13 protein-coding genes and 2 tRNA genes are annotated in these 16993 nt (G+C 69.7%); 3 read left to right on the forward strand and 12 right to left on the reverse strand.

From position 1 onward, the window contains the following. The 6 genes from mreC to ACFCXS_RS37765 form a co-directional block, all read right to left on the reverse strand. Positions 1–948, reverse strand: coding sequence for a rod shape-determining protein MreC (gene mreC, locus ACFCXS_RS37740; RefSeq protein ID WP_376647862.1), 948 nt, complete (start codon positions 946–948; stop codon positions 1–3). Positions 949–1092: 144 nt separating this feature from the next. Further along, positions 1093–2112, reverse strand: a complete 1020-nt coding sequence (locus tag ACFCXS_RS37745) for a rod shape-determining protein (protein ID WP_004001297.1) — start codon at positions 2110–2112, stop codon at positions 1093–1095. Positions 2113–2387: 275 nt separating this feature from the next. Continuing rightward, complete coding sequence (gene ndk, locus ACFCXS_RS37750; protein WP_256914730.1) at positions 2388–2801, reverse strand: nucleoside-diphosphate kinase; 414 nt, start codon at positions 2799–2801, stop codon at positions 2388–2390. A gap of 66 nt (positions 2802–2867) precedes the next feature. Then, on the reverse strand, positions 2868–3224 hold the full coding sequence (locus ACFCXS_RS37755) for a DUF4233 domain-containing protein (RefSeq protein WP_376647863.1): 357 nt from the start codon (positions 3222–3224) through the stop codon (positions 2868–2870). Between the two features lie 5 nt (positions 3225–3229). Next, a complete protein-coding gene (locus tag ACFCXS_RS37760; protein WP_376647864.1) occupies positions 3230–4753 on the reverse strand; it encodes a bifunctional folylpolyglutamate synthase/dihydrofolate synthase in 1524 nt (507 codons plus the stop codon). Between the two features lie 177 nt (positions 4754–4930). Further along, on the reverse strand, positions 4931–7555 hold the full coding sequence (locus ACFCXS_RS37765; protein WP_376647865.1) for a valine--tRNA ligase: 2625 nt from the start codon (positions 7553–7555) through the stop codon (positions 4931–4933). A gap of 138 nt (positions 7556–7693) precedes the next feature. Here ACFCXS_RS37765 and ACFCXS_RS37770 point away from each other — a divergent pair, with 138 nt between their 5' ends. Further along, a complete protein-coding gene (locus ACFCXS_RS37770) occupies positions 7694–8665 on the forward strand; it encodes a hypothetical protein (RefSeq protein ID WP_376647866.1) in 972 nt (323 codons plus the stop codon). A 65-nt stretch (positions 8666–8730) separates the two neighbouring features. Here ACFCXS_RS37770 and clpX read toward each other — a convergent pair whose 3' ends face one another. The 5 genes from clpX to ACFCXS_RS37795 all read right to left on the reverse strand — a co-directional run bounded on the left by clpX (position 8731) and on the right by ACFCXS_RS37795 (position 13639). Continuing rightward, positions 8731–10017 (reverse strand): ATP-dependent Clp protease ATP-binding subunit ClpX, encoded by a 1287-nt coding sequence (clpX, locus tag ACFCXS_RS37775; protein ID WP_010041898.1) that lies wholly within the window; start codon positions 10015–10017, stop codon positions 8731–8733. A 181-nt stretch (positions 10018–10198) separates the two neighbouring features. Further along, positions 10199–10906, reverse strand: coding sequence for an ATP-dependent Clp protease proteolytic subunit (locus tag ACFCXS_RS37780; protein WP_376647867.1), 708 nt, complete (start codon positions 10904–10906; stop codon positions 10199–10201). Positions 10907–11015: 109 nt separating this feature from the next. Continuing rightward, positions 11016–11621: an ATP-dependent Clp protease proteolytic subunit gene (locus ACFCXS_RS37785; protein WP_376647891.1), complete on the reverse strand. Its 606-nt coding sequence runs from the start codon at positions 11619–11621 to the stop codon at positions 11016–11018. 358 nt (positions 11622–11979) lie between these two features. Continuing rightward, the gene (tig, locus tag ACFCXS_RS37790) at positions 11980–13368 is read right to left on the reverse strand and encodes a trigger factor (RefSeq protein ID WP_376647868.1); all 1389 of its coding nucleotides are present in this window, start codon (positions 13366–13368) and stop codon (positions 11980–11982) included. A gap of 194 nt (positions 13369–13562) precedes the next feature. Further along, positions 13563–13639 (reverse strand) — tRNA-Pro (locus tag ACFCXS_RS37795). Positions 13640–13803: 164 nt separating this feature from the next. On the opposite strand from ACFCXS_RS37795, the gene ACFCXS_RS37800 reads away from it, so the two are divergent. Then, positions 13804–13874, forward strand: a tRNA-Gly gene (locus ACFCXS_RS37800). 226 nt (positions 13875–14100) lie between these two features. After that, positions 14101–14304 (forward strand): hypothetical protein, encoded by a 204-nt coding sequence (locus ACFCXS_RS37805; protein ID WP_376647869.1) that lies wholly within the window; start codon positions 14101–14103, stop codon positions 14302–14304. A gap of 116 nt (positions 14305–14420) precedes the next feature. Here ACFCXS_RS37805 and ACFCXS_RS37810 read toward each other — a convergent pair whose 3' ends face one another. Then, positions 14421–16967, reverse strand: a complete 2547-nt coding sequence (locus tag ACFCXS_RS37810; RefSeq protein ID WP_376647870.1) for a PQQ-binding-like beta-propeller repeat protein — start codon at positions 16965–16967, stop codon at positions 14421–14423. Between the last annotated feature and the right edge of the window lie 26 nt (positions 16968–16993).

Below are 16993 nucleotides of genomic sequence, written 5' to 3' on the forward strand. Positions count from 1 at the left end.
CTACTGCTCTTGCTGGTTCTGGCCGTCCACGGGTGCCTCGGGGGACGGCGTCACGGTCACCGTCACCGTCGGCCTGGGGGTCGGCTTGGGCTTGGGCGGGAGCACCGTGTCACGCGGGTCCTTCTTCGGGGCCTCGACGACGACACCGACGATGTCGAGCTTGGTGAAACTGGCGTACGGCGTGACGTACAGCGTGCGGGTCAGGCCGCCGCCGGAGGGGTCCACGCGGGACACCACGCCGACGGGCACACCGGGCACGAACGGCCGGTCGGCCTGCGAGCCGAAGGTGACCAGGCGGTCGCCCTTCTTCACCTCGGCCTTGCCGTTGAGGAGTTCGACGCGCAGCGGGCGGTCGCCCTGCCCTGATGCGAAGCCGAGCTCGTCGCCGGACTCCATGCGGGTGCCGACGGTGAAGTCGGGGTCGCTGGCCAGCAGGACCGTCGCGGTGTCGGGGCCGACGGTGGTGACGCGGCCGACGAGCCCCTCCCCGTTCAGGACGGTCATGTCGCGCTTGATGCCGTCGTTGGCGCCGACGTCGACGGTGATGGTCCAGGAGAAGCCCTGCGCGGCTCCGATGGCGATGACCTGGGCGCCCTTGATGCCGTACTGGCCCTGGCCGGCGATCTTCAGCATCTTGTCGAGCTGCTTGAGGCGGCTGCGGCTGCGGTCGTCGCTGCCGAGGCGGGCCTTCAGGGCCGCGTTCTCCTCTTCCAGCGCGGCGAGCCGGTCGTGCCGGTCACCGGAGTCGCGGATGGCGGAGACCGCGTTGCCGACCGGGTCGACCGCGGCCGAGACGCCGCTCTCGATCGGGCCGAAGACCGTCGCCGCACCCTGCCGGGCACCGTCGACGGGCGAGTCCTCCCCACCGCGGATGTCCACCGTGATCAACGCGAACGCGACGGCGATCAGCAGCACCAGGAGCAGCCGGCTCTCTCGTGTGTCCCTCACGTGCGGCGGCCGTGCCCTTCCTCATAGGAATTCGGGAAGCCCCAGGGAATCCCGAGGGGCTGCTTTGTGGGAGCTTATGCATCTGTATCAACGATCCGCCGCACGAGGGGAGATCGTCCCGTACGGCGGAATCGAAGAGTTATGTCATCTGCGCGGCTGGGCGTCCAGCACCTGCTGGAGCGCCTCGAACTCCTCGACGCACTTTCCGGATCCCAGCGCCACGCTGTCCAGCGGGTCCTCGGCGATGTGGATCGGCATACCGGTCTCCCGGCGCAGCCGCTCGTCGAGGCCACGCAGCAGTGCTCCGCCGCCGGTCAGAACGATTCCCCGGTCCATGATGTCGCCGGACAGCTCCGGCGGACACTTGTCGAGGGTCGTCTTGACGGCGTCGACGATCGCGTTGACCGGCTCCTCGATCGCCTTGCGGACCTCGGCCGCGGAGATGACCACGGTCTTCGGCAGTCCGGAGACCAGGTCCCGGCCTCGGATTTCGGTGTGCTCGTCGGAATCGAGGTCGTACGCCGAACCGATCGTGATCTTGATCTGCTCGGCCGTGCGCTCACCCAGCAGGAGGGAGTACTCCTTCTTGATGTGCTGGATGATCGCGTTGTCCAGTTCGTCGCCGGCGACCCGGATGGACTGGGCGGTGACGATGCCGCCGAGGGAGATGACCGCGACCTCCGTGGTGCCGCCGCCGATGTCGACCACCATGTTGCCCGTGGCCTCGTGGACCGGCAGGCCGGAGCCGATGGCCGCGGCCATGGGCTCCTCGATGATGTGCACCTGACGGGCGCCGGCCTGGGACGACGCCTCGATGACGGCGCGGCGCTCGACGCCCGTGATGCCCGAGGGCACACAGACGACGACCCGCGGACGAGCCAGATACCGCCGCTTGTGGATCTTCAGAATGAAGTAGCGCAGCATCCGCTCGGTGATCTCGAAGTCGGCGATCACGCCGTCCTTCAGCGGACGAACGGCAACGATGTTGCCGGGCGTGCGCCCGATCATCTTCTTCGCTTCGGCACCGACCGCGAGGATGCCACCGGTGTTGGTGTTGATCGCGACCACGGACGGCTCGTTGAGTACGATCCCGCGACCCCTGACGTACACCAGCGTGTTGGCGGTCCCGAGGTCGACAGCCATGTCACGGCCGATGAACGACATTGAGTTCCCCATCAGGATTCGTCTGGCCTTCCCACTAGCTTTTGAGGGCTTTTCAGGTAGGCAAAGGTGGGTGCTGTGACGTGAAGGCTTCCATCGTAGACGCGCCTTCGCGAACACTGCGGGAGGGTCTCCGCCATTGTCAGCAGATGCCGACCGCATTCGCTTCTGGAGACGGGCGTTCGGGGCCCATCGTTCCCTCGATCGCCACGCATATGCCGCAAAGTCCGGGGGCCCCGCCCCCAGACCCTGCCGTATGTGCCGGTGAGGTGCGGACGCTACGCCCGGCCGGGGAAGAAAATCTTCACTTCGCGCTCGGCGGACTCCTCGGAGTCGGAGGCGTGGATCAGGTTCTCCCGGACGATGACGCCGTAGTCGCCGCGGATGGATCCGGGGGCGGCGGCGATCGGGTCGGTCGGGCCGGCGAGCGCGCGCACCCCCTCGATGACCCGCTCGCCCTCGACGATCAGCGCCACGACGGGGCCGGACGCCATGAACTGAACCAGCGGCTCGTAGAAGGGCTTGCCCTTGTGCTCGCCGTAGTGCTGCTCCAGCGTGTCCTGGTCCAGGGTGCGCAGCTCCAGCGCGGTGATCTGCCAGCCCGCCTTGCGCTCGATGCGGCTGATGATCTCGCCGGTCAGGCCACGACGGACGGCGTCGGGCTTGAGGAGGACGAGGGTGCGCTGGCTCACGACGGGCTCCTTAGAAGGTGAAGGTCTTGCGGTGGGACGAGATTACCCGGCGTGTCGGGGCGCCTGTTACGCAGCGTCAGGTGTGGACGAGCTCGCCTGTGCCGCGAATCTGGCCTTCGCCTCGTCCACCTTCCGCCCGTAGTGGACGGACGCCCACCACAGGGCCGCGAAGATCGCGCCCAGGAAGTACATGGTCGGCACGATGAACCCCGACGCGATGAGCGCGATCTGCAGCGCCCAGCCGAGGGCGACCCCGCCCGGACGCGTCACCAGACCGCACAGCACCAGGCACAGGAGCATCGCGATGCCGCTGACCGTCCACACGGTCGCCATGGACAGGTCCGGGTCCTTCATGGCGACCAGACCGGCGAACCCGATGACGAAGAACTCGCCGATCAGCGTCGAAGAACAGAGCGTGCGCACGGGACTCAGCCCCTCCCCAGGAGCAGTCGGGCCTCGCCGACGGTGATGACGGAACCGGTGACGAGCACACCACCGCCGGAGAACTCGCCCTCCTCCTCGGCCAGCGTGATGGCGGCCTCCAGGGCGTCCGGCAGCCGCGGCTCCACCTGGACGCGCTCCTCGCCGAACACCTCCACGGCGATACCGGCGAGCTCGTCGGCGTCCATCGCGCGGTGGCTGGAGTTCTGCGTGACCACGACCTCGGCGAACACCGGCTCGAAGGCCTCCAGCAGCTCCCGCACGTTCTTGTCGCCGCTCGCGCCGACCACTCCGATGAGGCGGCTGAACTGGAACGCCTCCCCGATCGCCGCGGCCGCCGCCCGGGCACCGGCCGGGTTGTGGGCGGCGTCCAGCACGACCGTCGGCGAACGGCGCACGACCTCCAGCCGGCCCGGCGAGGCCACGGCGGCGAAGGCCTTGCGGACGGTGTCCAGGTCCAGCGCGTCGGCCCGCTGCGCGCCGACGCCGAAGAACGCCTCGACGGCGGAGAGCGCGACGGCCGCGTTGTGCGCCTGGTGCGCGCCGTGCAGCGGCAGGTACACCTCGGGGTACTCGCCGCCGAGCCCGCGCAGCGTCACCAGCTGCCCGCCGACGGCGACCTGCCGTTCGACGACGCCGAACTCCAGGCCCTCCCGGGCCACGGTCGCGTCCACCTCGACGGCCTTCTTCAGCAGCACCTGAGCCGCCTCGACCGGCTGCTGCGCCATGATGACCGTCGCACCCTGCTTGATGATGCCGGCCTTCTCCGTGGCGATCTCGGCGTGCGTGGTGCCGAGCCGGTCCGTGTGGTCGAGGTCTATGGGCGTGATCACGGCGACGTCACCGTCGATCACGTTCGTGGCGTCCCAGGAGCCGCCCATGCCGACCTCGACGACGGCCACGTCAGCGGGGGCGTCGGCGAACGCCGCGTAGGCCATGCCGGTGAGCACCTCGAAGAACGACAGCCGGTACTCCTGCGCGGCGTCGACCATCTCCACGTACGGCTTGATGTCCTGGTACGTCTCGATGAACCGCTCGGGCGCGATGGGGGCGCCGTCGAGGCTGATGCGCTCGGTGATCGACTGCACGTGCGGCGAGGTGTAGCGGCCGGTGCGCAGCTCGAAGGCGCCGAGCAGGGCCTCGATCATGCGGGCCGTGGAGGTCTTGCCGTTCGTCCCCGTGATGTGGATCGACGGGTACGACCGCTGCGGCTCCCCCAGGACGTCCATCAGCGCGGCGATACGGCTGACGGAGGGCTCCAGCTTGGTCTCGCCCCACCGGGTGGCGAGCTCGGTCTCGACCTCGCGCAGGGCCTTGTCGACCTCGGGGTCGGCGGGGCGCGTCGGGATGTCGGCGTCGGGCGGGCCGCCCTGGGTGCGCAGGGTTCGGCTGCCGGCTTCGATGACGGCGAGGTCGGGGTCGCGGTCGGTTTCCTCCGCGATGATCTCGTCGAAGGGATCGAGGGGGTCGGGCTGGTCGTCGGCGTTGTGGTCTGGAGGGAGCTCGCTCACGGGGCCCAGTCTACGGAGACCGGCTGACATTGTTTGCGGTGGCTTGTGACCGTGAGCGGCTGCGGGCCGGTGGGGGCTTGTCGCGCAGTTCCCCGCGCCCCTGGGTATGTGCCCCTGAGGTACGCGTGAGGCCCCCGGGCCTGGTGGCTCCGGGGGCCTCACGCTCGGCACGTGCCCTTACGCCTGCGGCAGGCGCTCCAGCTGGGACTGGATGCGGGTGATGTCCTCCTCCGCCTTGGTCAGGCGGGTGCGGATCTTGTCGACGACGTGATCGGGAGCCTTCGCCAGGAACGCCTCGTTGCCGAGCTTGGCGTTCGCCTGGGCCTTCTCCTTCTCGGCCGCGGCGAGGTCCTTGGCGAGGCGCTTGCGCTCCGCCGCCACGTCGATCGTGCCGGACAGGTCGAGGGCGACCTCGGCACCGGCGACCGGGAGGGTCGCCGTGGCGGTGAAGGCGTCGCCCTCCGGCTGGAGGCGGAGGAGCTGGCGGATGGCGGCCTCGTGGGGGGCCAGGGCGGTGCCGCTCAGCTCCAGGCGGGCCGGGACCTTCTGGCCGTCCTTCAGGCCCTGGTCCTTGCGGAACCGGCGGACCTCCGTGATGACCCGCTGAACCAGCTCGATCTCCTGCTCGGCGGCCTTGTCACGGAACCCGGAGTCCGTGGGCCAGTCGCCGACGACCAGCGACTCGCCGCCGGTCAGAGTGGTCCACAGGGCGTCCGTGACGAACGGGATGACCGGGTGGAGCAGCCGCAGCATCACGTCCAGGACCTCGCCGAGGACCCGCCCGGAGACCCTGGCCGGCTCGCCGCCCGCGAAGAACGTGGTCTTGGACAGCTCGACGTACCAGTCGAAGACCTCGTCCCACGCGAAGTGGTAGAGGGCGTCGGCGAGCTTCGCGAACTGGTAGTCGTCGTAGTACGCGTCGACCTGGGCGACCGTGGTGTTCAGGCGCGAGAGGATCCAGCGGTCCGCCGCGGACATCTCGGAGGCGTCCGGCAGCGGGCCCTCGATCGTGGCGCCGTTCATGAGGGCGAAGCGGGTGGCGTTCCAGATCTTGTTGGTGAAGTTCCGGGAGGCCTTGACCCAGTCCTCGCCGATCGGCACGTCCGCGCCCGGGTTGGCGCCGTTGGCGAGGGTGAAGCGGACGGCGTCGGAGCCGTAGGCGTCCATCCAGACCAGCGGGTCCACGGCGTTCGGGTTCGACTTCGACATCTTCTTGCCGAACTCGTCGCGGACCAGGCCGGTCAGCGCGATGGTGTGGAAGGGGGCCTCGCCGTCCATGGCGTAGAGGCCGAACATCATCATCCGGGCGACCCAGAAGAAGATGATGTCGTGGCCGGTGAGCAGGACGTCGGTCGGGTAGAACTTCTTGAGCTCCGGGGTCTTCTCCGGCCAGCCGAGCGTGGAGAACGGCCACAGGCCGGAGGAGAACCAGGTGTCCAGGACGTCGGAGTCCTGGGTCCAGCCCTCGCCGGTGGGCGGCTCGTCGTCCGGGCCGACGCAGACGACCTCGCCGTCCGGGCCGTACCAGATCGGGATGCGGTGGCCCCACCACAGCTGGCGCGAGATGCACCAGTCGTGCATGTTGTCGACCCAGTCGAAGTAGCGCTTCGACATGTCCTCGGGGTGGATCTTGACGCGGCCGTCGCGGACCGCGTCACCGGCCGCCTTGGCGAGCGGGCCGACCTTGACCCACCACTGCATGGACAGGCGCGGTTCGACCGTGGTCTTGCAGCGCGAGCAGTGGCCGACGGAGTGCATGTACGGGCGCTTCTCGGCAACGATGCGGCCCTGCTCCTTGAGAGCGCCGACGACGGCCGAGCGGGCCTCGAAGCGGTCCAGGCCGATGAAGGGGCCGTGGACGGTGATCACACCGTGCTCGTCCATGATCGTCAGGGACGGCAGGTCGTGGCGGCGGCCGATCTCGAAGTCGTTCGGGTCGTGCGCCGGCGTCACCTTGACCGCACCGGTGCCGAACGCGGGGTCGACGTGGGCGTCGGCGACGACCGGGATGGTGCGGTCGGTCAGCGGGAGCTTGATCTGCCTGCCGATGAGGTGCTTGTAACGCTCGTCGTCGGGGTGGACGGCGACGGCCGTGTCACCGAGCATCGTCTCGGCACGCGTGGTCGCGACGACCAGGCTGTCCTCGCCCTCGCCGTAGCGGATGGAGACCAACTCGCCCGCGTCCTCCTGGTATTCCACCTCGATGTCCGAGATGGCCGTCAGACAGCGCGGGCACCAGTTGATGATGCGCTCGGCGCGGTAGATCAGCTCGTCCTCGTAAAGCCGCTTGAAGATGGTGAGGACGGCCTTGGAGAGGCCCTCGTCCATCGTGAAGCGCTCACGGCTCCAGTCGACGCCGTCACCGAGGCGACGCATCTGGCCGAGGATCCGGCCGCCGTACTCCTCCTTCCACTGCCAGACGCGCTCGACGAACTCCTCGCGCCCCAGGTCGTGTCGGGACTTGCCCTCCTCGGCGAGCTGCTGCTCGACCTTGTTCTGCGTCGCGATACCGGCGTGGTCCATGCCGGGCAGCCACAGCGCCTCGTACCCCTGCATGCGCTTGCGGCGCGTGAGGGCGTCCATGAGGGTGTGCTGGAAGGCGTGCCCGAGGTGCAGGCTGCCCGTGACGTTCGGCGGCGGAATGACGATGGTGTACGGCGGCTTGTCGCTCTTCTCGTCCGCCTCGAAGTAACCCCGCTCCACCCAGCGCTCGTACAGCGGCCCCTCTACGTCGGCCGGCGCGTACTGGGTCGGCAGGTCGGTGCTGGGCGCTGGTGGCTGCTGCTGAGCGTTCTCGGTCACGGGGGTCAGTTTAGAGGTGTCACCGACCGGTCCCGAAACGCGTTTCGTTTGTAACGGTGGGGGCCCCGATGCCATGCACACGGCGGGTCTGCGCCAGGATGTCCGGAACACATAAGCATCTGGAGGGGAACCCAGAACATGAGCTACAACCAGCCGGGCCCGTACGGCGGGCAGCCTCAGCAGCCCGGTCCGTACGGCCAGCCGGGTCCGTACGGCCAGCCGCCGCAGGCGCCCCAGCCCGGCTACGGCTATCCCCAGCAGGCCCCTCCGCCCCAGCCCGGCTACGGCTACCCGCAGCAGCCCCCGCAGGGCGTGCCGCCGCAGCAGGCTCCTTACGGCCAGCAGCCCCCGTACGGCCAGCAGCCGCAGCCGCCCTACGGCCAGGCCCCGTACGGCGTGCCCCAGCCTCCGGCCCCGGGCGGCGGCAAGAAGAAGACCGGCATCATCCTCGGCGCGGTGGCCGTGGTCGCGGCGATCGGCGTGGGCGCGTACTTCGTGATCGGCGGGGGCGGTGGCGCGGGCGCACTGGAGGACGACGGGCCGCACAAGCTGGCCACCCCGGCGAAGGTGCTGAGCGAGTACAACCGCATCACCAAGGACGGGGAGACCGCCGGCGACGACTCCACCAAGGAACTGGAGAAGAGCGGCGTCAAGAACGGCAAGTCGGTACTGGCCTCCTACTCGACCGTGGACCCCACCAAGTACGACCCCACGGACCCGTCGTCCGCGGCCCAGATGGCGACGGCCAAGAGTGCCTCGTTCTTCGGCGTCTACGGTGAGATCTCCGACCCCGAGGCGGCCCTGGACACGTTCTTCGCCAACTTCAAGAAGTCGGCCGAGAAGGACTCCTCCAGCAGCAGCAGCAGCGGCAAGACCGAGCTGATCGGTGAGCCCGAGGAGGCGGACCTGGACGGCGCGGTCATGAAGTGCCAGGCGACCAAGGGACCGGACCCGCTGACCAAGAAGGAGCAGACCAACTGGTTCTGCGCCTGGGCCGACTACAGCACGATCGCCGTGGTCTCGTCTCGTGAGGCCGCTCAGGAGACCAGCAAGGACACCGCGATCGACATCACCACCAAGATCCGCCCGGAAATCCGCGTCAAGGCCTGACGGCGGACGAAGACACAAAGGGAAGGGCCCCGGTCGAAGACCGGGGCCCTTCCCTCATGTCTGTGTCACGCGGTCTTCTGCTCGCCCGGCCCCCGCCCCCGCGCGTCCCGCGGGATCAGCGTCGGGTTGACGTTCGACTGGACGACGTCCGCCGTGATGACGACGCGGGCGACGTCCTTGCGGGACGGGACCTCGTACATCACGCCCTGGAGGACTTCCTCCATGATGGCGCGCAGGCCGCGCGCGCCGGTCTGGCGGAGGATGGCCTGGTCGGCGATGGCCTCCAGGGCCTCGCGCTCGAAGTCCAGCTCCACGCCGTCGAGTTCGAAGAGGCGCTGGTACTGCTTCACCAGCGCGTTGCGCGGCTCGACGAGGATCTGGAGCAGGGCCTCGCGGTCGAGGTTGTGGACCGAGGTGATGACCGGCAGACGGCCGATGAACTCGGGGATCATGCCGAACTTGACCAGGTCCTCCGGCATGACCTCCTGGAACTGGTCCTTGGACTCCATCTCGCGCTTGGAGCGGATCTGCGCGCCGAAGCCGATGCCCTTGGCACCCGCCCGGGACTCGATGATCTTCTCCAGGCCGGCGAAGGCACCGCCCACGATGAACAGCACGTTCGTCGTGTCGATCTGGATGAACTCCTGATGGGGGTGCTTGCGGCCGCCCTGCGGCGGGACCGAGGCGGTGGTGCCCTCCAGGATCTTCAGCAGGGCCTGCTGGACACCCTCGCCCGACACGTCGCGCGTGATGGAGGGGTTCTCACTCTTCCTCGCGACCTTGTCGATCTCGTCGATGTAGATGATCCCGGTCTCGGCCTTCTTGACGTCGTAGTCGGCCGCCTGGATCAGCTTGAGCAGGATGTTCTCGACGTCCTCGCCGACGTAACCGGCCTCCGTGAGGGCCGTGGCGTCGGCGATCGCGAAGGGGACGTTCAGCATGCGCGCGAGGGTCTGCGCGAGGAGGGTCTTGCCGGAGCCCGTGGGGCCGAGGAGCAGGATGTTGGACTTCGCCAACTCGATGGCGTCGTCCCGGCCGTTCGCCCCGCCGTTCTCGCCGGCCTGGACGCGCTTGTAGTGGTTGTACACCGCTACGGAGAGGGCCTTCTTGGCGGCCTCCTGGCCGACCACGTAGCCCTCGAGGAACTCGTAGATCTCGCGGGGCTTCGGGAGTTCCTCCCAGCGGACCTCACTGGTCTCCGCGAGTTCTTCCTCGATGATCTCGTTGCAGAGGTCGATGCACTCGTCGCAGATGTACACACCGGGCCCTGCGATGAGCTTCTTGACCTGCTTCTGGCTCTTGCCGCAGAACGAGCACTTGAGCAGATCGCCGCCGTCACCGATGCGTGCCACGGTGTGCTTCCCCTTCGCCTGGGAGACTCCTGGACGTCTACGTCCAGCGGACTCCTGGTGCTGCCTTATGTCCGACGGTACCTTGCCGGGCCCCCCGTTCGGGCCCCCCTTGGCGCGGTTCGCTTTGACGTGAACCGAGCCAAACCGTGCCAAGGGGCGGCAGACGTTACAGCCTCTTGCCTCAACGCAGGCTCGAGTTGTCCATCTTCCGGGTGGTGATGATCTGGTCGACCAGGCCGTAGCTCAGCGCGTCCTCGGCCGTGAGGATCTTGTCGCGCTCGATGTCCTCGCGGATCTTCTCGACCGGCGTGGTGGAGTGCTTGGCCAGCATCTCCTCCAGCTGCGAGCGCATCCGGAGGATCTCGTTCGCGGCGATCTCCAGGTCGGAGACCTGACCGCGGCCGGTCTCGCTGTACGGCTGGTGGATCAGCACGCGCGCGTTCGGCAGGGCCATGCGCTTGCCCGGCGTACCGGCGGCCAGCAGGACGGCGGCGGCGGAGGCGGCCTGGCCCATGCAGACCGTCTGGATGTCGGGCTTCACGTACTGCATCGTGTCGTAGATCGCCGTGAGCGCCGTGAAGGAGCCGCCGGGGCTGTTGATGTAGACCGAGATGTCACGGTCGGGGTCCATCGACTCCAGGCACAGCAGCTGCGCCATGACGTCGTTGGCGGAGGCGTCGTCGATCTGGACGCCGAGGAAGATCACGCGCTCCTCGAAGAGCTTCGCGTACGGGTCGTACTCGCGAATGCCCTGGGAGGTGCGCTCGACGAAGCGCGGGATGACGTAGCGGGACTCGGCCTCCGGGCCGGTGTAGCGGCCCTGCGAGGCGTTCATGTCCTGCACGGCGTGCATACGGTCGTAGATCCCGCTGCCGGGGAACTGGTTCACGGTGTCTCCTGAAAAGGGCTGAGGCGGTCGGCTGGGGCTGTCTGGGGTCGCTGGGGCCCGGGAGGGCTCCGTGGGCCTCACGGGGCGCCACAGGCCCCGTGGGGACCGCTCAGGCCCCGGTGCCGCCGCCGCCCGGCATACCGGCGGCCGTCGTCATCACATCGTCGATGAGGCCGTACTCCTTGGCCTCGAAGGCGTCGAACCAGCGGTCGCGGTCCGAGTCGCGGGTGATCTGCTCGATCGTCTGGCCGGTGTGCTGCGCGGTCAGCTCGGCCATGCGCTTCTTGGTGTGCAGCAGCCGCTCGGCGTGGATCTTGATGTCCGAGGCCGAGCCGGCCAGGCCGGCGGAGGGCTGGTGGATCAGGATCTCGGCGTTCGGCAGCGCGAAGCGCTTGCCGGGGGTGCCGGCGCTGAGCAGGAACTGGCCCATCGAGGCCGCGAGGCCCATGGCGATGGTCACCACGTCGTTCTTGATGTACTGCATGGTGTCGTAGATCGCCATGCCGGCCGTGATCGAACCGCCGGGGCTGTTGATGTACAGGTAGATGTCCTTCTCCGGGTCGGAGGCAAGGAGCAGCAGCTGTGCGGTGATCTTGTTCGCGATGTCGTCGTCGACCGGCTGGCCGAGGAAGATGATCCGCTCGCCAAGCAGCCGGTTGTAGACCTGGTCGCCGAGGCCACCACCGATGGAAGGGTCGCCGGCGGCTGAGGGCATCAGATTCGTCACGTATCCACCTGCTCGTCTTACGACGGCGCCGGGCCGTCTCACGTTTCCCTGCGGGGCTGGAGCCGTTCGCAGACTCCACTGCCCTCGTATTCATGGACCCTAACGCGCGGGTCCCTTCGGGGAATCCCGGAGATGGGAGTGTTCGCCGGGGGCGTAGCGCGACGGGCTCCGCCGGGGGGCCGTGCCGTCTCGCCGTGGGCGGATCTTCCGGTGGGCGGCTGCGGGCGTGTGGGGGCTTGTCGCGCAGTTCCCCGCGCCCCTGAGGGTGAGCTGCCTCCCGGGCGTCAAGAAGGCCCCGGGGTTTCACACCCCGGGGCCCTCCTCACGAACTCACTACGACCGGGGCTCAGCCCTCGGTCTTCTCCTCGGCGGACTCGGCCGGGGTCTCCTCGGCGGCGGCCTCGGTGGACTCGGTCTCGTCCTCCTCGTCGTCGAGGTCGATGATCTCGCCGTTGGTGTCCTTGACCGTGGCCTTCTCGACCACGACGGCCAGGGCCTTGCCGCGGGCGACCTCGCCGACCAGGAGCGGAACCTGGCCGCCCTCGACGACCGCCTGGGCGAACTGGTCGGGCGACATGCCGGAGGAGGCCGCACGGCGCATGAGGTGCTCGGTGAGCTCCTCCTGGTTGACGTTCAGCTTCTCCTGCTTGACGAGCTCGTCGAGCACGAACTGGGTCTTGATGCCCTTGACCGCGGCCTCACGGGTCTCGGTCTCGAACTCCTCCTCGCTCTTGCCCTGGATCTCCAGGTACTTCGCGAGGTCGAGGCCCATCTGGCCGAGCTGGTGGTGCTCGAGGTTGTGCTTGCGGGTGTTGACCTCGTCCTCGAGCAGCTTCTCGGGGACGGGGACCTCGACCAGCTCGAGCAGCTTCTCCAGGACACGCTCCTGGGCCTGCGTGGCCTGGTCGTACTGCTTCATGTTCTCGAGCCGCTTGCGGCTGTCCGCGCGCAGCTCCTCGATGGTGTCGAACTCGGAGGCGAGCTGCGCGAACTCGTCGTCCAGCTCGGGCAGTTCACGCTTGGCGACCTGGGTGACCTTGACGGTGACCTCGGCCTCCTTGCCGGCGGCCGAGCCGCCCTTCAGCTCGGAGGCGAAGGTGGCCTCGCCACCGGCCTCCAGGCCCTTCACGGCGTCGTCGATGCCATCCAGCAGCTCGCCGGAGCCGATCGTGTAGGAGACGCCGTCGGCGACGCCGTCCTCCAGGACCTCGCCGTCGACCTTGGCCTGCAGGTCGATCGTCACGACGTCGCCGTCCTCGGCGGCACGCTCGACCGGGGCGGTGGAGGCGAAGCGCTCGCGCAGCTCCTCGACGGCCTTGTCGACGTCCTCGTCGGTGACCTCGACCGCGTCGACCTCGACCTCGATGCCGGAGAAGTCCGGGATCTCGATGGAGGGGCGGATGTCGACCTCGGCGGTGAAGTTCAGCGTCTCGCCGTCCTTCAGCTCCGTGATGTCGACCTCGGGCTGGCCCAGCACGTTGAGCTCGGCCTCGTTGACCGCGTCGGTGTAGAACTTCGGAAGCGCGTCGTTGACCGCCTCCTCCAGAACCGCACCGCGGCCGAACCGCTGGTCGATGACCCGGGCCGGGACCTTGCCCTTGCGGAAGCCCTTCACCGTGACCTGCTGGTTGATCTTCTTGTACGCCGCGTCGAGGCTGTCCTTGAGCTCCTCGAAGGGCACCTCGACAGTGAGCCGAACCCGAGTCGGGTTCAGGGTCTCCACGGCGCTCTTCACGGTTCGGTCTCCTTGTGGCTGACTTCTTGGTTTCTGCCGGGGCCAGAACGGCCCGGCGGATTTCGCCGCCCGGAGGACTTCAGACGATGAGACACACGGGCGTGCAGCTTGCATAGTAACGGCAGCGACTACACCGCCCAAAAGGCGATCACATGAGTGATCCGATGGGCGATCACGCGAGGTGATCGGGTGGCTGGTCGGGGTGGCGGGATTTGAACCCACGGCCTTCCGCTCCCAAAGCGGACGCGCTACCAAGCTGCGCCACACCCCGTCTGGTGCGACACGTAGGGTACATGCCGACGAGCGGTGCGGCCGCCGCATTTCCACCGCGGCTCCGCCTCGTCGGCCCGGGCCGGAATGCGGTGTGCGGCCGGGGGGCCCGACCCGCTACGATGCTTTCTGTGCCGCGGTCGCCCGACCTGCGGCGCGTGCTGTGCGGGCGTAGCTCAATGGTAGAGCCCTAGTCTTCCAAACTAGCTACGCGGGTTCGATTCCCGTCGCCCGCTCTGAACGCCGAAGGCCCAGGCGAGAGGTTGTCTGCCTCTCCCTGGGCCTTCCGCATGCCGGGGGGCCTTCGGCCGTCCGGGGGGACCGTGGGCCTTGTCCGGGGCGCTCTGGATCTCTCGGGCCGGTAGAGGCGCCACTATGGGGCTCAAGCAGGAGGCCCGCGCCACCGAACGGGCTTGGCGGCGTGATCGGTGGGTCGGGCACCGAGTACCAGGAGGTACCGCTATGAGTGTGGTTCCCACCCGCTCTGTACTGTCAATCGCTCGCCCGCGGGACTGGGCGGCCCTGCTCGTCGTCATCGTGATCGTCTACGCCCCGGCGACACAGATCCAGGACACCCTGACCGGTCTGATCGCTCTGTCGGGAGTGCTCGTCTCGGGCTCGGCGGTGAAAGCCGTGTCGGCTCGGTATCCGCAGACGGCCGCCTGAGGTTCCCGTCGGCCGCCCCGTACGGCTCGGGCCCGGTTCTCCGGAACCGGGCCCGACATGTGTTCCGGCGCCGAGGAGGCCCGCGTGCGCTTCCGCTTCTCCCGTCCGGCCCCTGCTCAGAGGTGGCGTACGTCCACCGTGTAGACGGAGCGGACGCCGTACGGGACGTACAGGGCGTCGCCGACGAGCAGGGGCGACGCACCGGACGTGACGAGCAGGCTGTCGACCCGGCCGCCGTCGTCGCGGCCGTCCCGGGTGTCCTCGACCTTGCCGCTGCGCGCGTTCAGCGCGGCCAGGCGGCCGCTGGGCGACGCGAAGTACACGTGGGTGGCCGAAGCCGCCGGCGGCCCCTGCCGCTCCAGGGTGGAGTTGGACTCCCACAGCGTGCGCCCGGTGAGCGGCGCGACGGCGCGGACGCCGCCGCTGCTGCGCGTGAAGTAGACGGTGCCGCGTGCCAGGTACGCCCTCGATCCCTCGGGCCGGGGTTTCGCCAGTCGGCGCACGGTGAGCTCGTGCGAGGCGACGTCGATCAGGACGAGGCCCCGGGCCGTGGCATAGCCGTCCGTGAGCACCAGGCGTCCCCCGTGCCGGCCGAGCAGTTGCAGGGCCCCCTCGGCCTCGACGGTCCAGCGGGTCCTTCCGGTGGCCGGATCGATCTGCGCGACGGTGGTCTCGGCGGTCTTCCCGCCGTCCGCCCTGGTGGTGCAGAGCAGGTAGGCGCGATCGGCCGCCGCGTCCAGCACGCAGTCGCCGCCCGACTGCGGTTCCGGCTGCCGCCAGCGCACCTTGCCCGTCTCGGCGTCCAGCAGGGCGTACTGGTCGCCCTGCGGCCCGTAGAAGGTGATGACGCCCTCGGGCACGGCCGTGGCAGCGCCCTGAGGCTCGTCGGGGGCTCTCGCCGTCTCTCCGCTGCCGGTCGGGGTCCGCCACAGTTCCTTGCCGGTGCCGGCGGCCAGTGCGTAGACCGTGTAGCTGGACCCCACGCCGCTCGTGCCCTGCGCGTCCTCGGACCCGTAGGCGTAGACGCGGTCGTCGCCGGTGCCGATGAGTGCGCCCTCGTCGCCGGTGGCGCCGTCGGGTGTGGGGTCGACGGGGCGGCTCCAGGTGTTGCGGCCGTCGGCGAGACCGAAGCGGGCCGCCATGAGGTCGGAGCCGGCGCAGACGAGGGAGGCGTCGACGACGGAGCAGCCCTTGAAGGAGGTGTCCGTGCCGGCCAGGCCTCCCTCGCTGCCCTCGGGCGCCTTCGCGGTGGCGGCCCATGGCTTCCAGCCCGTGGGGAGGCCGGCCGCGCCCTCGGGTGGGCCGGCCGCCTCGGCGGAGGACGAGGGCGGGCGGTCGTGGTCGCGGATCAGGGTGAGGGTCGTGGTGACGATCGCGGCGAGTGCGACGGCCGCGGCGGCCGAGATCAGCAGCAGCCCGTGCCGGCGGCGGCTGCGCGTGCCGGAGCGGGTGCGGGAGCGTCCGGACCCGGGCGGCCCTGTCCCGGCCGGGTCGCTCGGCGGCCGAGGCTGCGCCGTCGGGGTTCTGTCCGGCAGGGGACGGCCCGGACCGCCGTGCGGCGCCGCACCCCGCCCGGCGCCCGTCCCGGCGCGCACTCCGTCGTCCGGCCCTCCGTCCGCAACCTCGCGCAGCCCTCCGTCCGCAACCTCGCGCAGCCCTCCGTCCGCCACATCGGCTGCTCCGTCGTCCGCTACCTCGTCCGCTTCGGCGGGCAGGGCGTGGGACGTCGTACCCCGCCCGGTGCGGGCCGCCTCGGGCCAGGCCGTGCCGGCCGGCTCGGTCGGCCGCGCGCCCGGCCACGGGCGCACGGGGCGGGGCGCGCCGGTGCCGGGCACGGTGAGCGTGCCTGGGGCGTCGCCTTCACGGAGCAGCGTGAACAGTTCGTCCGCGGCGGGGCGGGACTTCTGGTGCTTCTCCAGGCAGGCACGGATGAAGGGGAGCAGTTCGCCGGGGACTCCGGTCAGGTCCGGTTCGCCCTCGACGACGCGCAGGGCCGTCTCGTACGGGCTCGGGCTGTCGAAGGGTCCGCGGCAGGTGGCGGCGTAGGTGAGGACCGAGCCGAGGGAGAACATGTCGGCGGCCGGGCCGACTTCCTGCGGGGAGGCGAACTGCTCCGGGGACATGAAGGGCGGGGTGCCCATGACGCGCCCGGTCTGGGTGAGGGCGTCCGAGGCGGCGAACTCCGCTGCGCGGGAGATGCCGAAGTCGATGACGCGGGGGCCGTCCTCGGCGAGCATCACGTTGGCCGGCTTCAGGTCGCGGTGGACGACACCGGCGCGGTGGATGTCGCGCAGCGCCTCGGCGAGACCTGCGGCGAGACCGCGCAGGCGGGGCAGCGAGAGCGGGCCGTTCTCGCGGACGTGGGTGCCGAGGTCCGCTCCCGGTATGTAGAGCGTGGCCATCCAGGGGTGCGTGGCGTCGGCGTCCGCGTCCACGACGGGGGCCGTGAAGGCTCCGCTGACCCGGCGGGCGGCGGCCACCTCGCGGCGGAAACGGGCGCGGAACTCGTCGTCGTCGGCGTACTGGCTGTGCACGACCTTGATCGCGAGGCGGCGGCCGGAGGCGGAGCGGGCCAGGTAGACCACGCCCATGCCACCGGAGCCGAGGCGGTCCTCGATCCGGTAGCCGCCCACCTTCGCCGGGTCGGAATCGCGCAGCGCCATCCCCGTACGTTCCCCCCGTCACGCAC

The organism is Streptomyces sp. NPDC056373, assembly GCF_042262425.1.
Taxonomy (GTDB): domain Bacteria; phylum Actinomycetota; class Actinomycetes; order Streptomycetales; family Streptomycetaceae; genus Streptomyces.

Coding starts and splice junctions, on each gene's coding strand:
- ACFCXS_RS37745 (WP_004001297.1), bottom strand. CDS start 2,112: ATGTCGTTCATCGGCCGTGACATGGCTGTCGACCTCGGGACCGCCAAC.
- ACFCXS_RS37770 (WP_376647866.1), top strand. CDS start 7,694: ATGAGCTACAACCAGCCGGGCCCGTACGGCGGGCAGCCTCAGCAGCCC.
- ACFCXS_RS37785 (WP_376647891.1), bottom strand. CDS start 11,621: ATGCCCTCAGCCGCCGGCGACCCTTCCATCGGTGGTGGCCTCGGCGAC.
- ACFCXS_RS37805 (WP_376647869.1), top strand. CDS start 14,101: ATGAGTGTGGTTCCCACCCGCTCTGTACTGTCAATCGCTCGCCCGCGG.
- ACFCXS_RS37810 (WP_376647870.1), bottom strand. CDS start 16,967: ATGGCGCTGCGCGATTCCGACCCGGCGAAGGTGGGCGGCTACCGGATC.